The sequence below is a fragment of the Nocardiopsis sp. NPDC058631 genome (assembly GCF_042716955.1).
Taxonomy (GTDB): Bacteria; Actinomycetota; Actinomycetes; order Streptosporangiales; family Streptosporangiaceae; genus Nocardiopsis.
In genome coordinates this window covers 7,723-21,907 of record NZ_JBHXQY010000012.1, presented here as the reverse complement: position 1 = coordinate 21,907, position 14,185 = coordinate 7,723, and the positions used below count along the sequence as shown (strand labels likewise).

17 protein-coding genes and 1 CRISPR repeat array are annotated in these 14,185 nt (G+C 70.7%); of the genes, 8 read left to right on the top strand and 9 right to left on the bottom strand.

What is annotated here, in order from left to right; all coding sequences use genetic code 11:
• Positions 1-30: 30 nt before the first annotated feature.
• From ptsP to ACFWTE_RS06535, 6 genes are all read right to left on the bottom strand, one after another.
• A complete protein-coding gene (gene ptsP / locus ACFWTE_RS06560) occupies positions 31-1,731 on the bottom strand; it encodes a phosphoenolpyruvate--protein phosphotransferase (RefSeq protein WP_378778321.1) in 1,701 nt (566 codons plus the stop codon).
• Between the two features lie 435 nt (positions 1,732-2,166).
• On the bottom strand, positions 2,167-3,207 hold the full coding sequence (locus ACFWTE_RS06555; RefSeq protein ID WP_378778320.1) for a zinc-dependent dehydrogenase: 1,041 nt from the start codon (positions 3,205-3,207) through the stop codon (positions 2,167-2,169).
• A 110-nt stretch (positions 3,208-3,317) separates the two neighbouring features.
• Positions 3,318-3,761, bottom strand: a complete 444-nt coding sequence (locus tag ACFWTE_RS06550; protein ID WP_378778319.1) for a PTS sugar transporter subunit IIA — start codon at positions 3,759-3,761, stop codon at positions 3,318-3,320.
• Positions 3,751-4,059: a PTS lactose transporter subunit IIB gene (locus ACFWTE_RS06545; protein ID WP_378778318.1), complete on the bottom strand. Its 309-nt coding sequence runs from the start codon at positions 4,057-4,059 to the stop codon at positions 3,751-3,753. Before ACFWTE_RS06545 ends, ACFWTE_RS06550 begins: the two co-directional genes overlap by 11 nt.
• Positions 4,056-5,162, bottom strand: coding sequence for a mannitol-specific PTS transporter subunit IIC (mtlA, locus tag ACFWTE_RS06540; RefSeq protein ID WP_378778317.1), 1,107 nt, complete (start codon positions 5,160-5,162; stop codon positions 4,056-4,058). The genes ACFWTE_RS06545 and mtlA overlap by 4 nt, the downstream gene beginning before the upstream one ends.
• Before the next feature lie 144 nt (positions 5,163-5,306).
• Positions 5,307-6,068 carry a DeoR/GlpR family DNA-binding transcription regulator gene (locus ACFWTE_RS06535; RefSeq protein WP_378778316.1) on the bottom strand — a complete coding sequence of 254 codons (762 nt, stop codon included), beginning with the start codon at positions 6,066-6,068 and terminating at the stop codon, positions 5,307-5,309.
• Between the two features lie 335 nt (positions 6,069-6,403).
• On the opposite strand from ACFWTE_RS06535, the gene pfkB reads away from it, so the two are divergent.
• The 3 genes from pfkB (at position 6,404) to ACFWTE_RS06520 (ending at position 8,068) form a co-directional block, all read left to right on the top strand.
• Positions 6,404-7,345, top strand: coding sequence for a 1-phosphofructokinase (gene pfkB / locus ACFWTE_RS06530; RefSeq protein ID WP_378778315.1), 942 nt, complete (start codon positions 6,404-6,406; stop codon positions 7,343-7,345).
• A gap of 64 nt (positions 7,346-7,409) precedes the next feature.
• Positions 7,410-7,679, top strand: a complete 270-nt coding sequence (locus ACFWTE_RS06525) for an HPr family phosphocarrier protein (protein ID WP_378778314.1) — start codon at positions 7,410-7,412, stop codon at positions 7,677-7,679.
• A 191-nt stretch (positions 7,680-7,870) separates the two neighbouring features.
• Positions 7,871-8,068 (top strand): hypothetical protein, encoded by a 198-nt coding sequence (locus ACFWTE_RS06520; RefSeq protein ID WP_378778313.1) that lies wholly within the window; start codon positions 7,871-7,873, stop codon positions 8,066-8,068.
• Between the two features lie 64 nt (positions 8,069-8,132).
• Here ACFWTE_RS06520 and map read toward each other — a convergent pair whose 3' ends face one another.
• The gene (gene map, locus ACFWTE_RS06515; protein WP_378778312.1) at positions 8,133-8,915 is read right to left on the bottom strand and encodes a type I methionyl aminopeptidase; all 783 of its coding nucleotides are present in this window, start codon (positions 8,913-8,915) and stop codon (positions 8,133-8,135) included.
• A gap of 460 nt (positions 8,916-9,375) precedes the next feature.
• Between map and ACFWTE_RS06510 the strand changes: the two genes are divergently transcribed.
• The gene (locus ACFWTE_RS06510) at positions 9,376-10,251 is read left to right on the top strand and encodes a radical SAM/SPASM domain-containing protein (RefSeq protein WP_378778311.1); all 876 of its coding nucleotides are present in this window, start codon (positions 9,376-9,378) and stop codon (positions 10,249-10,251) included.
• Positions 10,252-10,253: 2 nt separating this feature from the next.
• A complete protein-coding gene (locus tag ACFWTE_RS06505; protein WP_378778310.1) occupies positions 10,254-11,039 on the top strand; it encodes a protein kinase in 786 nt (261 codons plus the stop codon).
• 121 nt (positions 11,040-11,160) lie between these two features.
• Here ACFWTE_RS06505 and ACFWTE_RS06500 read toward each other — a convergent pair whose 3' ends face one another.
• Positions 11,161-11,343, bottom strand: coding sequence for a DUF397 domain-containing protein (locus ACFWTE_RS06500; protein ID WP_378778309.1), 183 nt, complete (start codon positions 11,341-11,343; stop codon positions 11,161-11,163).
• Positions 11,340-12,158, bottom strand: coding sequence for a Scr1 family TA system antitoxin-like transcriptional regulator (locus ACFWTE_RS06495; protein ID WP_378778308.1), 819 nt, complete (start codon positions 12,156-12,158; stop codon positions 11,340-11,342). The genes ACFWTE_RS06500 and ACFWTE_RS06495 overlap by 4 nt, the downstream gene beginning before the upstream one ends.
• Positions 12,159-12,446: 288 nt before the next feature.
• Between ACFWTE_RS06495 and ACFWTE_RS06490 the strand changes: the two genes are divergently transcribed.
• The 3 genes from ACFWTE_RS06490 to ACFWTE_RS06480 all read left to right on the top strand — a co-directional run bounded on the left by ACFWTE_RS06490 (position 12,447) and on the right by ACFWTE_RS06480 (position 13,660).
• The gene (locus ACFWTE_RS06490; protein WP_378778307.1) at positions 12,447-12,932 is read left to right on the top strand and encodes an ATP-binding protein; all 486 of its coding nucleotides are present in this window, start codon (positions 12,447-12,449) and stop codon (positions 12,930-12,932) included.
• A complete protein-coding gene (locus ACFWTE_RS06485; RefSeq protein ID WP_378778306.1) occupies positions 12,929-13,156 on the top strand; it encodes a hypothetical protein in 228 nt (75 codons plus the stop codon). The genes ACFWTE_RS06490 and ACFWTE_RS06485 overlap by 4 nt, the downstream gene beginning before the upstream one ends.
• A 195-nt stretch (positions 13,157-13,351) precedes the next feature.
• Positions 13,352-13,660 carry a hypothetical protein gene (locus ACFWTE_RS06480; RefSeq protein ID WP_378778305.1) on the top strand — a complete coding sequence of 103 codons (309 nt, stop codon included), beginning with the start codon at positions 13,352-13,354 and terminating at the stop codon, positions 13,658-13,660.
• A 52-nt stretch (positions 13,661-13,712) separates the two neighbouring features.
• Positions 13,713-14,180: a CRISPR direct-repeat array (repeat unit 29 nt; unit sequence GGGACCATCCCCGCGTGCGCGGGGAGCAC).
• Between the last annotated feature and the right edge of the window lie 5 nt (positions 14,181-14,185).

Here is a 14,185-nt window from a genome sequence, read left to right as displayed (position 1 = left end):
TGCGCGGGGTCGCGGACCGGTGGTCCCGGGTCAGTCCAGTGACTCCGGGTGCGCGGCGGAGCGCACCGCCTCGCGCGCCTGCTGGGCGCTGGAGGCCGCCACGGCGAGTTCGGCCAGGCGGTGGCACTGCTCGTGGGTGTGCAGGGCCAGCGCGTGGCGTACCGCGGACAGTGCGGGCGCCGACATCGACAGGCTGGTGGCCCCGAGGCCCACCAGGACCAGGGCGAGCAGCGGGTCCGCGGCGGCCTCGCCGCACACGCCCACCGGTCGGCCCGACCGCTCGCCGGCCGTGCCCACCGTGCCCACCAGGGCGAGGAGGGCGGGCTGCCAGGGGTCGAGGAGGTCGGGGAGGGAACCCAGGGTCCGGTCGGCGGCCATCGTGTACTGGGCGAGGTCGTTGGTGCCGATCGAGACGAAGTCCACCCGGCTCATCAGCCGGTCCGCGAGCAGCGCGGCCCCCGGCACCTCGATCATCACCCCGGCCTCGGAGATCCCGGCGTCGCGGGCCAGCGCGACGAAGTCGGACGCCTCGTCGGGGGTCGACACCATCGGAGCCATCACCCGCACCCGCGCGCCCGCCTCACGGGACGCGGCGGCGATCGCGGCGAGCTGGTCGGTGAGCAGGCCCGGGTGCACGCGAGCGGTCCGGAACCCGCGCACGCCCAGGGCGGGGTTGTCCTCGTGGCCGGTCTCCACGAACGCCAGCGGCTTGTCCGAGCCCGCGTCCAGGGTCCGCACCGTGACGGTCCGGCCCGAGAACTCCTCGAACAGCCGCGTGTAGGTGGCGGTCTGCGCGTCCACCGTCGGCGGGTCGGCGCGGTCCAGGAACAGGAACTCGGTGCGCAGCAGGCCGATGCCCTCGCTGTCGTGCGCGCCGGCCTCCTTGGAATTGCCCTCCCCCGCGTTGAGAAGCAGGGCGACGGGCACCCCGTCCGCGGTCCGGCCGGGGCCGGTGGACTCGGCGAGCAGCGCCCGGCGGCGCTCGGTGCGGCGCACCATCTCGTCGGCGAGCTCGGCGTCGGGTTCGGGGAGGACCGTCCCCGCGTCGCCGTCCAACGCCACCGGAACCCCGTCCAGCAGGGTCTCGGCTCCGGCGCACCCGACGACGGCGGGGATGCCGAGCGCGCGGGCCAGGATCACGGTGTGGCTGGTGGGGCCGCCGAGGCGGGTGATGATGCCGAGGACCTGCGCGGGGTCGAGCCGGACGGTGTCGGCGGGGGCGAGGTCGTCGGCGACCAGCACGTGCGGGACGCCGGGGTCGGGCAGGCCCGGTATCGGAAGGTCGAGGAGCAGTGCGGTGGCCCGGTCCCGGATGTCGGCGAGGTCGGCGGCGCGCTCCGCCAGGTAGCCGCCGGCGGCGAGCATCAGCTCCTGGTAGGCGCCGCACGCGGAGTGCACCGCCCAGGCGGCGGGCTCACCGGCCTCGGCGCGCTCCCCGACCCTCCGCCCCAGCTCGGGGTCGCGGGCCATGAGCGCCAGCGCGCCCAGCACCGCGGCGGCTTCGCCGGTGAGCTGCGCGGCCTGCGCGTCGAGCAGGTCGGCGACCCGTTCCAGTGCCCCGCGGGCGGCGGCTGCCTCGTCCCCGGGGTCACCGGCCGCGGGCCGGTCCTCCGGGAGGGTGGGCGGGTCGGCCATCCGGGCGACCGGCCCGACGGCGGCGCCGGGGCTGGCCGGGATGCCCGACAGCAGGGTGGCACCGCCGGTGGGCGAGGGGTGTTCGGTCTGCGCCATGGTCGCTCCGTACGTCGATGGGCGGTGGGCGGCCCGGGAGGGTGACGGGCCGAGGTCTTCCTGCCCCGGATCGCGGCGTCGGACGCCGGGGCCGGTGCGGTCGGGGGAGGTGCTGGTCGGGGGAGGTGCGGTCGGGAGAGGGTGCAGGGGCTCGGGGGCGGTTCGGAAGCGGCGGCGGGACCCCCGCCCGGTCGCGGCCCGGTGGTCGCGGCCGGTCCGGCGCGGTGCCGGTCGGGCGGGTCGTCCCGGCGCGGAGCCGGGCCGGCGGCGGACCACGGGCAGCGCGGTGCCGACCGGCCTTCCGGGCCCCCTATGTCAAGCAAACCCCAGGGCTCCGGGCCCCGGTAGGGGCTGTGGACAACCCCGCCCGGTCGGACCGGTTCCGGGCCGGGGACGGCAGCCGTCCCCGGCGCTGGTCCGGCCCCGGTGGGGGTCCTACGGCTCGATGGTCACCTTGATGGCGGTGCCCGAGGCGACCGTCTCGATGGCCTTGTGCACGTCCGACAGGGGCATCCGCTCGGTGATCAGGTCGGCCACGGGGACGGCGCCGGACGAGATCAGTTCCAGGGCCCGGCGGTTGTGCTCCGGGCTGGAGCCGTTGGCCCCGAAGATGGAGATCTCCCGGTAGTGCACGAGGTTGGAGTCCAGCTGGATGATCGGCGCGTCCTTGGGCAGGCCGCCGAAGAAGCTGATCCGGCCGCTGCGCGACACCATCTGGAGGGCGTCCTCCTGGGCGCGTCCGGACGCGGCGGCGGTGATGACCACGTCGGCGCCGCGGCCGCCGGTCAGTTCGAGGACCTCCTTGACCGCGTCGACCTCCTCACCGCAGATGGTGGCGTCCGGCTGGACGACGTCGGCGGACATGTCGAGGCGGCCACGGTTGATGTCCACCAGGAAGACCTTCGCGGCGCCCTTGGCGCGGGCGAGCCGGACGTGGAGGCAGCCGATCGGGCCGGCGCCCATGACGACGACCGTGTCGCCCTTGCCGACACCGGCGATCTCCTGGCCGTTGAGCACGCAGGCGAGCGGCTCGGCGACGGACGCCTCGGCGAGGTCGATGTTCTCGGGCACCCGGTTGACCCCGTCCACGGCCAGGACCGACTCGGGGATGATCATGTACTCGGCGAAACCGCCGTCGTAGTGGTAGCCCATCGACTCCTGGTTGGAGCACACCGTGAAGCGGCCGTCGGCGCACTCGACGCAGGTACCGCACGGGATGGCGGCGATGACCTGGACGCGGTCGCCCTCGGCCCAGCCGGTGACGCCCTCGCCCACCTGCACGATGCGACCGGCGATCTCGTGGCCGATGACGCGGGGCGGGTGGATGTGGTGGTGGCCGTGCCGGGAGATCTTCACGTCCGTGCCGCAGGTGGAGCAGTTGGCGACGGCGATCTTGAGCTGTCCGGGTCCGGCGGTCGGCTCGGGGGCCTGCTCCAGTCGGATGTCACCGGGTGCGTAGAAGCGGGCGACGAGCATGTTCGGGCCTTTCTGGTGGGGCCCCGCCGGGCCGGGTCACGGCCCAGCGGGTGGTGTGGTGGACGGACCGGCCTGTGGGCCGGTGCGGGGAACCGCGCGGTGTGGGCCGCTCAGTCGCTCTGGCCGGGGCCGAGCAGCTCGATGACGTCGGCCGGGGTGGCGGCGGAGCGCAGCCGGGCCGCCTTCTCCGGGTCGGTGAGCACCCCCGCCAGGGAGGAGAGCACACCCAGGTGCTCCTCCCCGGAGGCGGCGATACCGATGGCCACGTACACGGTGGGCCCGTCCCAGTCGACCCCGTCGGGGAACTGGATGACGGCCAGCGCGGTCTCCTTGACCAGGGCCCGCCCGGCGTCGGTGCCGTGCGGGATGGCCACGCCCTCACCGACGAAGGTGGGGACGGAGGCCTCGCGTTCGTGCATCGCGGTCACGTAGCCCGGTTCGACGGCGCCCAGCTCGACCAGGAGCGCACCGCACTGGTCGATGGCGGCGGCCCGGTCGGCGGCGGCGCGCCCCAGGCGCACCGCGTCGGCGGTCAGGGTGAGGTCAGTCGGCAAGGGTGCTCCCGTCCTTGATGGCCTGCTCCAGGCGGGCGAAGGCGGGGTCGCCCAGGAACATCTGGAAGCCGACCACGACGGTGTCGGGCACCCGGGCCTTGGCCCGCGCGACCAGGCCCGCCTGGCACAGGACGACGTCGGCGCCCTCCGGGATGCGGTCCACGCCGGAGTGCTCCACGGTCACACCGTGGGGCGAGAGGGACTTCTTCAGCTGGGACGTCAGCAGGACGCTGCTCCCCATACCGGCGTCGCAGGCGACGACGACCCTCTTGATGTCGGACCCCTGGATGCTGCTCATGCTGTGGTCTCCTGGTTCTCTGCTGTGGCCTGGTTGGCCTGCTCTTCCTTCTCCGCCTTGCGCTCGGAGCGGCCGAAGCCGAGCAGGAGCGAGGCGAGGACGAACGAGACGATGGTGGCAGCGGCGACACCGGCCAGGACACCGAGGTGGCTTCCGGGCGGGGTGACGGCCATGATGGCGATGATGCTGCCGGGGGAGGCCGCCGAGATGAGCCCGGCGTCCATGACCATGAAGGTCGCGACACCGGACATGCCGCCGCCGATCACGGCGAGGATCAGCTTCGGCTGGGCGAGGATGTACGGGAAGTAGATCTCGTGGATTCCACCGAAGAGGTGGATGACGATGGCGCCGGGAGCGGTGGCGCGGCTGATCTTCGGCCCGAAGAACATGCACGCCAGCAGGATGCCCAGACCGGGGCCGGGGTTGGCCTCGAGGAGGAACTCGATGGCACTGCCCTCGGTGAGCGCGCGGGCCGAGCCGAGGGGGGTGAAGACGCCGTGGTTGATGGCGTTGTTGAGGAAGAGGACCTTGGCCGGCTCGACGATGATCGACACCAGCGGCAGCAGGCTCATGTCGACGAGGAACTGCACGCCCGCGCCCAGGGCGTCGGCGATGGTCCGCACGACCGGGCCGATGACGTAGGCGCCGAGGATCGCCAGGAGGGCCGCGAGGATACCCGCGCTGAAGTTGTTGACCAGCATCTCGAAGCCGGTCTTGATGCGCGGCTGGACGACACGGTCGAAGTGCTTCATCAGGTAGGCGGCGAGCGGGCCCATGGCCATGGCGCCCAGGAACATGGGGATGTCCGCGGAGACGATCACACCCATGGTGGCGGCCGCGCCGACGACGCCGCCTCGCTGCCCGTACACCAGGCTTCCGCCGGTGTAGGCGATCAGCAGCGGAAGCAGGAACTTGATCATCGGGTCGACGAGCTGGGCCAGGTACTCGTTGGGCAGCCAGCCGTCGGGAATGAACAGGGCGGTGATGATGCCCCAGGCGATGAACGCGCCGATGTTGGGCATCACCATGCTGGAGAGCGACCCGCCGAAGCGTTGGACGGCGGAACGCACCGTCGTGAGTCTGCTGCTCTGCTGTGTGGACATGGGGGACCTCCTGGGAGGTACGACGGGCGATCTGCCGCGCCGATATGGGGAGAAAGTGACGGGTGGGGCACCCGGGAGGGGTGGGGCGGTCGGTTCAGGACGGCGAACCGTCGTCCCTCCCGCTGCTCCGGGCACCCGGTCTGGTCAGACCACCTGGACGCGGGGTCCGGAGGCCTCCAGTTCTTCGGCGAGCCCGGTTGCGAGCCCGGTATCGGTGATGACCAGATCGAGGTCCTCGACCGCGGCGAAGCGGGCGAAGTGGTCGTTGCCGACCTTCGTGTGGTCGGCAAGGAGGACGGAGCGTCGCGCGGACGCGATCATGGCCCGCTTGACCTCTGCCTCGGCGGGGTCGGGGGTGGTGAGCCCGCGTTCGACGGAGACGCCGTTGCTGGCGATGAAGGCCACGTCCACGTAGGACTCGGCGAGCGCCCTCAGAGCCCAGGCGTCGACCGTGGCCTGGGTCCTCGTGCGCAGGCGCCCGCCGAGAAGCATGAGGTTGATGTTGGTACGCGGTGTGAGCGTGAGCGCTATGGACAGGGAGTTGGTGACGACGGTGAGCTCCCGGTCGGCGGGCAGCTGCTCGGCGAGGCGTCCCGTGGTGGACCCCGCGTCGAGCAGGATCGCGCCCTCGTCGGGGAGTTCGGCCAGAGCGGCCTTGGCGATGCGCTCCTTCTCCTCTGTCATGACGGAGTCGCGCACGTTGAGGGTGGGCTCGAAGCCCAGCCGCTCGACGGGGATCGCGCCACCGTGGACCCTGCGCAGCACACCGTGGCGCTCCAGCGCCGTGAGGTCGCGCCGGATGGTCTCGTAGGTCACGTCGAACTCCGCGGCGAGCCCCGTCACGTCGACCCGGCCGTCACGGCGGGCGCGTTCGAGGATCACCTTCTGGCGCTCTTCCGCGTACATGTTGGATCACCTGTGTTTCGGTGTGGTTTTCGGTGAGTTTAATCGTGTTGCCTGGGACACACAAGGGGTACCCCCTCCCAATATCGCAGCAATCCCGCCGAAGACCCATGCTCCGCACGCCTCAGTCGACCGGCATGACCAGGAAACGAGGGCGGAGAACATCTGAGCGGCACCACAGACACCCGGACCCGCCAACCACACATCGGACCCCACCCCCCAGAGCGGAACCGGAAACCCAGACACAATAGTGTTGACATACACAGACAAACACACATAATCAAAAGCAGTCCCACATCCGGGCCGGGCTGGGCACGGACACCTCGAAGAGAGAACCGATGATCCTCACCCTCACCCCCAATCCGAGCGTGGACCACACCCTGGAGGTCGACCACCTCGTACGGGGCGAAGTCCTGCGGGTGTCCGACACCCGCGCGCAGGCCGGCGGCAAGGGCGTCAACGTCGCACGGGCCCTGCGCCGGGCGGGCGTCCCCACGAAGGCCGTCCTCCCTGTCGGCGGGGGCGGCGGCGCCGAACTCGTCACCCTCCTCGGCGACCTGCCGTGCGTCACCGTCCCCATCGCGGGGGAGACCCGCGCCAACGTCGCCGTCACGGAGGCCGACGGCACCACCACCAAGCTCAACGCCCCGGGCCCCACCCTGACCCCCGAGGAGACCGACGCCCTCCTGGCCGCCCTGGAGAACGAGCTGGCCGGGGGACCCGAGTGGGTGGTCGCCAGCGGCAGCCTCCCCGCCGGGGCGCCCGAGGACCTGTACGTGCGCGTCGCCGAGCTCGCCGCCTCCTACGGGGTGTCACTCGCCCTGGACACCTCGGGCAAGCCCCTGGAGGCTGCGGCCCGCGCCGGGACGGTGTCGCTGCTCAAACCCAACCACGAGGAGCTGGCCGAGCTCATCGGCCGGGACCTGCCGACCGTCGGGGAGGTCGTCGAGGCCGCGCGTGAGGTCCTCGGATGGGGCAACCGCTCGGCCCTGGTGACACTGGGCGGGCACGGTGCGATACTCGTCGACTCCGAGCACACCTGGTGGGCGCACGGACCCGAGGTCCGCACGCGCAGCACGGTGGGCGCGGGCGACTGCTCCCTCGCCGGGTTCCTGGGCTCGGGCGACTCCCCCGTCGAGCGGCTGCGGCACGCCGTCGCGTGGGGGACCGCCGCGGTGTCCCTTCCCGGAACCACGGTCCCCTCCCCCGAGGACGTGGGCGCCGACGCGATCACCGTGGTACCCGACCCCGACCCCCGGTGGTCGGTCGACAAGCTCTGACATTGCGAAGCTGTGAACCGGGCCGGGTTCCCTCCCGGCCGACGACTACTCCCCGAGGACTGACATGCCCCAGCGCACCGTGGCCATCGGCTCGCCTCTCGGCCTGCACGCACGACCGGCCTCCCTGTTCGTCCAGGCCGTCAACGCGTCCGGCCTGCCCGTCACCGTCGCCCGCGAGGGCGGCGACCCTGTGGACGCGCGCAGCGTGCTCGGGGTGATGGCCCTGGGCGTGAAGCACGGCGAGACCGTGACCCTCGCCGCCGAGGAGTCCGAGACCGCCGACAAGGTCCTGGACGAGCTGGTGGAGATGCTGGCCACCGACCTGGACGCCTGACCCCTCCAGGTCGGTCTACCGGAGCCCGGTGCCGTCGCGCGGCGGTACCGGGCTTCGGCCTGTCCGGGCCCGGCCCCGAAGCTTCAGGGTCGTCGGCCGGCGCCCGGAACGTCCGGAGTGCCCAGGAACGCCTCCACCGGGGAGGACCGGTGGCCCTGGCCCCGGTTGTCCGGCGGGGCTACGGTTCTGCCATGGACTCATCGCGTGACGACACCGCTCTGCGCCCCTCCGGGATCTGTCGGCGCGGGCACCACGACTGGAAGCACGACGCGCCCGGCGCCAAGCGCAAGATCTGCACCCGGTGCCGGTCCATATCGATGACGAACTACTGCGACTGCGCCGAGTGCGAGGCCGCCGACCCGGACGGTGTGGTGGCCCCGGTGTTCTGACCGGCCCGGGGCGGTCGGCCCGCCTCACACCGCGGGCCGGGGCCCCTGGGAGCGGGCCGCGACCTCACGCGTGCGCCTGCTTCGGCAGGGTGAGGATTTCGGCTCCGTCGCCGGTGATGGCGATCGTGTGCTCACTGTGCGCCGTCCGGCAGCCCGTCGCGCTGCGGAGCGTCCACCCGTCGGCGTCGGTGACGAGTTCGGCGGTGTCTGCCATGATCCACGGCTCCAGTGCGAGCAGCAGTCCGGGACGCAGTTTGTACCCGCGTCCGGGCCGTCCGGTGTTGGCGATGTGCGGGTCCTGGTGCATCGTCGATCCGATGCCGTGGCCTCCGTACTCGGTGTTGATCGGGTACCCCGCCTCGCTGAGAACCGCGCCGATGGCGTGGGAGATGTCGCCGATGCGGGCCCCGGGTCCGGCGGCGGCGATCCCCGCGCTCAACGCGCGCTCGGTCGTGCTGATCATCGCGAGGCTCTCCGGGGGCTTCGTTTCGCCCACGACGAAGCTGATGGCGGAGTCCGCGGCGACTCCGCCCAGGGAGACGGCGAGGTCGAGTGTCAGCAGGTCGCCGTCGGCGAGCGTGTAGTCGTGCGGCAGTCCGTGGAGCACGGCGTCGTTGACGGCCGTGCAGACGTAGTGGCCGAACGGCCCACGGCCGAACGAGGGCTCGTAGTCGACGTAGCAGGACTGCGCTCCGGCGTCGGTGATCATGGCCGCGGCCCACCGGTCGATGTCCAGGAGGTTCGTGCCGACCGTGCTCCGGCCCTTCAGTGTCTGCAGGATGTCGGCGACCAGGGCGCCTGTGTCCTTGGCTCGGGCCAGTTCGGCGGGTTTCAGGATCTCGATCATGCGGCGCCCCTCTCACGCAACGGATAACTATACCGGCCATACTATACCGGTACTGGAATCGGTGCTCCGGTCGGGCTGCCGCTCACTCCCGCAGAGGCCGGGCGCGGACAGCACTCCGGCATCTTGTCGCGTCGCACCAGGTGAGAGCGCTCGCCACACAAGTCCTACCCGAGGCCCCCGCACGACCGGGCCGGGCGAGGAGATCGACGCGTTCGTGGCCGCCACGGAGGCGCGCAGACAACCACCTGCCCGGCGCCAGGTCGGGGACGGTTCGGTCCCGTTGCCGCCCGTGCAGAACCCGCTGCCGGCCGCCTCCACCCCACGACCCGGGGTGGGGGCGGCCGTTCGTGCGGGTGGCCGGTTCCAGCCAACCCGGTGTGGGAGCGGCGTCGCGGGGTTACTTTCCGTGGTGGGCCCCTGGGCCCGATGGAACAGCCACCACCTCCCGAAGCGAGGCCGCGTGACCATCACCCCCGAACGGCCAACCACCGCCCCCGGCATGATCTGGCTCGACCTCACCCGCCAATGCCAGCTCGAATGCGCCCACTGCTACAACAACTCCGGCCCCACCGGCGGGCACGGCACCATGACCCGCACCGACTGGATGCGCACCATCGACCAGGCCGCCGACACCGGGGTCCGCCACCTCCAGCTCATCGGAGGCGAACCCACCCTGCACCCCGACGCGCTGGCCATCGCAGCCCACGCCCTGAACTCCGGGATGTCGGCCGAGGTGTATTCCAACCTCGTGCACGTCACCGACACGTGGTGGGAACTCCTCCAACGCCCCGGCATGTCGCTCGCCACCTCCTACTACTCGGCCGACCCCGCCCGACACAACGCCATGACCGGCCGGGCCGCCTCCCACCGGCACACCCGCCGCAACCTCGTCAAAGCCCTGGCCCTGGGCATCCCCACCCGGGCGAGCATCATCACCACCCACGGGGACGGGGTGGAGGAGACCCGGGCCGAACTCGAAGCCCTCGGCGTGACCCGCATCGGCATCGACCACGTCCGCCCCTACGGGCGCGCAGCCCAAGGCCGAGAACCCGACTGCTCCGGCCTGTGCGGGGCGTGCGGAGACAACCGGGCGTCGGTCTCACCGGACGGCACCGTGTCCCCGTGCGTGTTCACCACCTGGATGTCCACAGGAAGCGTCCACGCCGAAGGGCTGGCCGATATCCTGACCGGCCCGGACATGGCTCAGGCCCGCTCTGAGATCCTGGCCGGGAAGAAGGACAACGACGAGGACGACGACGGCCACGTCACCATTGAATGCGCACCCGATAACGAATGCCGGCCCGGCCCGTTGAGCTGGTGCCCGCCCAGGAAATGACCATGGACCGCGACATCATCGCTCTGCTCGAACCCCGTCTGGGAACAGACCTCGTCATCAAGCCCGCTACGGGCGGGTACGGGGGTGCCACCACCGCGATCGTCGAACACAGTCAGGGTGAACGCGTGTTCGTCAAGGCCGCTCCGAACAAGGCCGGGAGAAACCGGAAGGCGACTCGACGCGAAGCCGCGATCGGTCCTCACCTGGAAGGGGTGGCGCCCAGGTTCCTCTTCCACATCGAGGACCATGGTTGGCTCGTGACCGTGGTCGAGGCCCTGGATGCTCGCCCAACCGACCTCACCCCGGGTTCCCCGGACCTGGGCCCGGCAATGTCGGCGGTCGACCGCATCTACACGGTGGGGCTGCCCGCCGTGGCGGAAGAGTGGGAGGACACCCGTTGGGACCAGTTCGCGGACCAGCAGGATCTTCCCTACCTGCGCGGAGATGCCCTGACCCACACCGACATGCACGGCCGGAACATCCTGCTGGATGGGAGCGGGCGTGGGTGGGTGGTCGACTGGGAGTGGCCAACCCGGGCCTCTGCGGCGCTGATGCCGACCATGCTCGGCGTGCAGCTGGTCTCTGCTGGGCACACACCTGCATCGGCTTTGAGTTGGGTGTCCGAGTTGAAGGCATGGAGGGTTGCGTCGGTCCGGGCGCGGCAGGTGTGCTCTGCGGTGAACGCTCGCAAGTACGTGGAGATCGCTCGGTCGCACCCCAAGGAAGGGTGGCTGCGGGAACTGTCTGCGGCGGCCACCGCGTGGGCGGAGCACCTGGGCGCGCGGTAGATGCTCGTGGCTTTGGTCCTGGTGGCAGGTCGCACCCCGGGGTAGCCTGAATCCGCAGAACCACGAGAACCGGCCCCTCGCCAATACGGATGGCGAGGGGCCGGTTCTGCGCACTCGCGTGCTACAGAACCCGGAGAACTGCACTCCAGGCATCAGTGGTGAAGTCGATGTGACCGTGCCCGCGGTTCTGGGTATCGCGGACCAAGACCCTCTCCCCCTCCAAGGCCTCCACACAGTTCTGCGACCCAGAGCTGTAGGACGACTTGTGCCACGCGCCGTCACTGTCCAGGTACGAGTTCGTCATACCGTGTACTCCTCAATCAACCGTCGAAGCAGGTCCGCCGAAGCAGCCGGGGTCCGGGCAGCGGCCTGCAATCTGCTGAACAGCATGCCATATCGACGCACTGTTGACGGATCGTCGGAGGTCTGTCCGCGCAACACCGATTCGACGTGGAGAACTTCAGGCGCCGCCGGCGCCGCAATGAGCGCGAACGAACCATCAACGCCAGGGTGAGGGTATTGGCCCCATTCGTACATCTGGAGTAGGACCCGCCCTGATTCGAGCTTTTCCAGCAGGGTTGCGCACTGCTCCCGCATCACCTCGGGTTTCGCCAGAGGTCGACGCACCGCCGCATCATCCAACACGACGTGGTAGTGCGGGGTAGGGCATTCGAGTAAGCGCTGCGCTCGCTCCCTCCTTGTTCCGACCCTCTCGTCCACCTCGTCCGGCGGGAACCATGGCGCACCCGACGAGATGATCGCGGCGGCGTAGCTGGGGCTCTGTAGGTTTCCTGGTACGTGAAGCCGCTGATACTCCCGGATCAGCTCCGCTTCCATCTGGTGTTGCGCGAGTTGACCCAACCAGTCAACTTCATCTGGGGCGTACAGGTCCTTGTGGACGCGGATGAGTCGCCCCTCGGCGCGGAGATGCTTGTCAAGCTCCGCGATGAGGGGTGCTGACACTTTGCGTTTCCCCAGCTCAAAGAGAGAGACCAGCCCCTTGCTGATCTTCAGCCTCCGGGCTAGTTGCTCCTGCGTCAGGCCAGTGCCTTTGCGGTAGCGGGAGAGGGCCCGACCCATGCGAACATCCGATATGTCCTTTTCCATGGCCTCTGTCATGTCTTAAGCAAATCACAACCAGGCAGTTCTTGACGACAGAATACGACAAAAAAATACACGTCAACGACAAAGGTAAGAAGCTTGGTTCGCGCTCTTCAGTGAGCCCTCACAGGCATGTAATCGTGTAGCCCCGGAAGGGCTCAACGCCCAACCGGCACGTGGCGCCCCTCTCGATTAGGGATGCGAAAGGGGCGGCCACCTCGGGCAAAAAGAGAGCCTCGGTGGTCGCGGGCAACGACCTCCGAGGCAAAAGCCCCACCTGTCCCGCAAAGACACGAGGTGAGACGAATGCAGACTACCGGCACCACGGCACCGAAACCAGACCCCGACCCTGAGGCCGGCGTCCCGTACCCGCACCGGATCGGGTTCGACCAGCCGAACAAGCACGGCATCGTCCTCGGCCACGAACGCGAGTACACCGCCCTGTCGAACTGGGTGCGGGCCAAGATCCCCCGCCGGGCCGCGAAACCGGTGGCGTTGGTGGCCGAAGCGCTCGCCTCGAACGCCCACAAGCACACTCGCTCGGGGGACCCCGGCGGAACCGTGCGGGTCGTGGTCGATGTCAACCCGTTCCTCATCGGCATCGCCGTCACCGACAACGGCCCCCGCAGGGACACCGCCATCCCCTACCCCCGGTTGGGTGACCCACGCCAGGCCCCCCTGCCGGGTCTGCACCTGGTCGATCACCTGGCCGTGTACTGGGAGTGGGATTGGGAGTGGAAGGGCACCGCTATGGGGCCCCTCACCATCCGCGCGGTGGTGGAGAACCCGTGAAGTGGAACCCCGAGCACGACCGGGCCCAGCAGGAGACCGCCGACGCCCTCACCCTCCAGCACGCCCCGCACTGGTGGGTGATGTGGTCCTACTCCCTACGCGCGTGGGTGGCGTTCTACCTGGGCCCCGCCACCGTGACCCCGCTCCGACACCCACACCCCGACCAGCTGTCCCAGCACATGCGGTACGTGACCCGCCGGGTCGCCGCTGGCCGCTCCCCCTGAAAAGACCCCGCCGGGCCTGGACCCGGCGGTCGGTGCGGCGATGACGCACCCTCCCCCGTTCCCTGACCCCGGGGGGTTGCCGCGCCGCACCACGCCCGGGGCCGGTACCCGCCTGTACCGGACCCGGGCCCCACCCTCTCGGGGCCGGTCGTACTTCCCCGGACCGGCCCCGCCCAGACGCGCACAGGAGCGCCGATGACCTGGCAGATCACCCCCACCGAGGACAACGGCCACCCGGCGGTGAGTTTCCAACGCCCCTGGGAGAACACCCCCACCACCCTGCGCGTCCTGGACCTCGGCCGGGTGCGCGCCGACCTTCAAGCCCTGGAGCGGATCGAGCAGACCAACCCCGGCTGGTATGTCGGGTTCTTGCACCGCAACGTCCCCGTCACCCACCTGGACGGCCTGTGGGCACAGCACCCCGGCGACGTCCTGGTGCAAGCGGACACCGCTGACGCGCTGGTCGGCCTCATCGCTGCGGCCAAACGCGAACACGGCCTGTAGGAAGAACAATCCGGCGACCAGCCAGCAGAAGCTTCCCCCGGCCCGGAAGCTGCGACCCATCCCCGCATGCGCGGGGAGCACGACTATGCACAGATCTGGAATTACATCAACCAGGGACCATCCCCGCGTGCGCGGGGAGCACCACCACCCGATGAGCACCGAGACCCTCTACCTGGGACCATCCCCGCGTGCGCGGGGAGCACAAGCTGGTGTTCGACACCCGTTCGCCGGTGACCCCGGACAGCCGGGGACCATCCCCGCGTGCGCGGGGAGCACTTCCGGCCACTTCCCCCGCCCGGGAAGCCTCGGGGACCATCCCCGCGTGCGCGGGGAGCACCCGCACTCGCAGGTCCAGGGCGAGTCCTTCCAGGGACCATCCCCGCGTGCGCGGGGAGCACCGGGCCGGGCGGCCCGACCCCGTCAAACGGCTGGGACCATCCCCGCGTGCGCGGGGAGCACCCGCACTCGCAGGTCCAGGGCGAGTCCTTCCAGGGACCATCCCCGCGTGCGCGGGGAGCACCGGGC

Bases quoted from the DNA above. Each gene is read 5' to 3' on its own strand.
- ptsP (WP_378778321.1), bottom strand. From the start codon at position 1,731: ATGGCGCAGACCGAACACCCCTCGCCCACCGGCGGTGCCACCCTGCTG.
- ACFWTE_RS06555 (WP_378778320.1), bottom strand. From the start codon at position 3,207: ATGCTCGTCGCCCGCTTCTACGCACCCGGTGACATCCGACTGGAGCAG.
- ACFWTE_RS06545 (WP_378778318.1), bottom strand. From the start codon at position 4,059: ATGAGCAGCATCCAGGGGTCCGACATCAAGAGGGTCGTCGTCGCCTGC.
- mtlA (WP_378778317.1), bottom strand. From the start codon at position 5,162: ATGTCCACACAGCAGAGCAGCAGACTCACGACGGTGCGTTCCGCCGTC.
- ACFWTE_RS06535 (WP_378778316.1), bottom strand. From the start codon at position 6,068: ATGTACGCGGAAGAGCGCCAGAAGGTGATCCTCGAACGCGCCCGCCGT.
- pfkB (WP_378778315.1), top strand. From the start codon at position 6,404: ATGATCCTCACCCTCACCCCCAATCCGAGCGTGGACCACACCCTGGAG.
- ACFWTE_RS06525 (WP_378778314.1), top strand. From the start codon at position 7,410: ATGCCCCAGCGCACCGTGGCCATCGGCTCGCCTCTCGGCCTGCACGCA.
- ACFWTE_RS06520 (WP_378778313.1), top strand. From the start codon at position 7,871: ATGGACTCATCGCGTGACGACACCGCTCTGCGCCCCTCCGGGATCTGT.
- map (WP_378778312.1), bottom strand. From the start codon at position 8,915: ATGATCGAGATCCTGAAACCCGCCGAACTGGCCCGAGCCAAGGACACA.
- ACFWTE_RS06505 (WP_378778310.1), top strand. From the start codon at position 10,254: ATGGACCGCGACATCATCGCTCTGCTCGAACCCCGTCTGGGAACAGAC.
- ACFWTE_RS06500 (WP_378778309.1), bottom strand. From the start codon at position 11,343: ATGACGAACTCGTACCTGGACAGTGACGGCGCGTGGCACAAGTCGTCC.
- ACFWTE_RS06495 (WP_378778308.1), bottom strand. From the start codon at position 12,158: ATGACAGAGGCCATGGAAAAGGACATATCGGATGTTCGCATGGGTCGG.
- ACFWTE_RS06490 (WP_378778307.1), top strand. From the start codon at position 12,447: ATGCAGACTACCGGCACCACGGCACCGAAACCAGACCCCGACCCTGAG.
- ACFWTE_RS06480 (WP_378778305.1), top strand. From the start codon at position 13,352: ATGACCTGGCAGATCACCCCCACCGAGGACAACGGCCACCCGGCGGTG.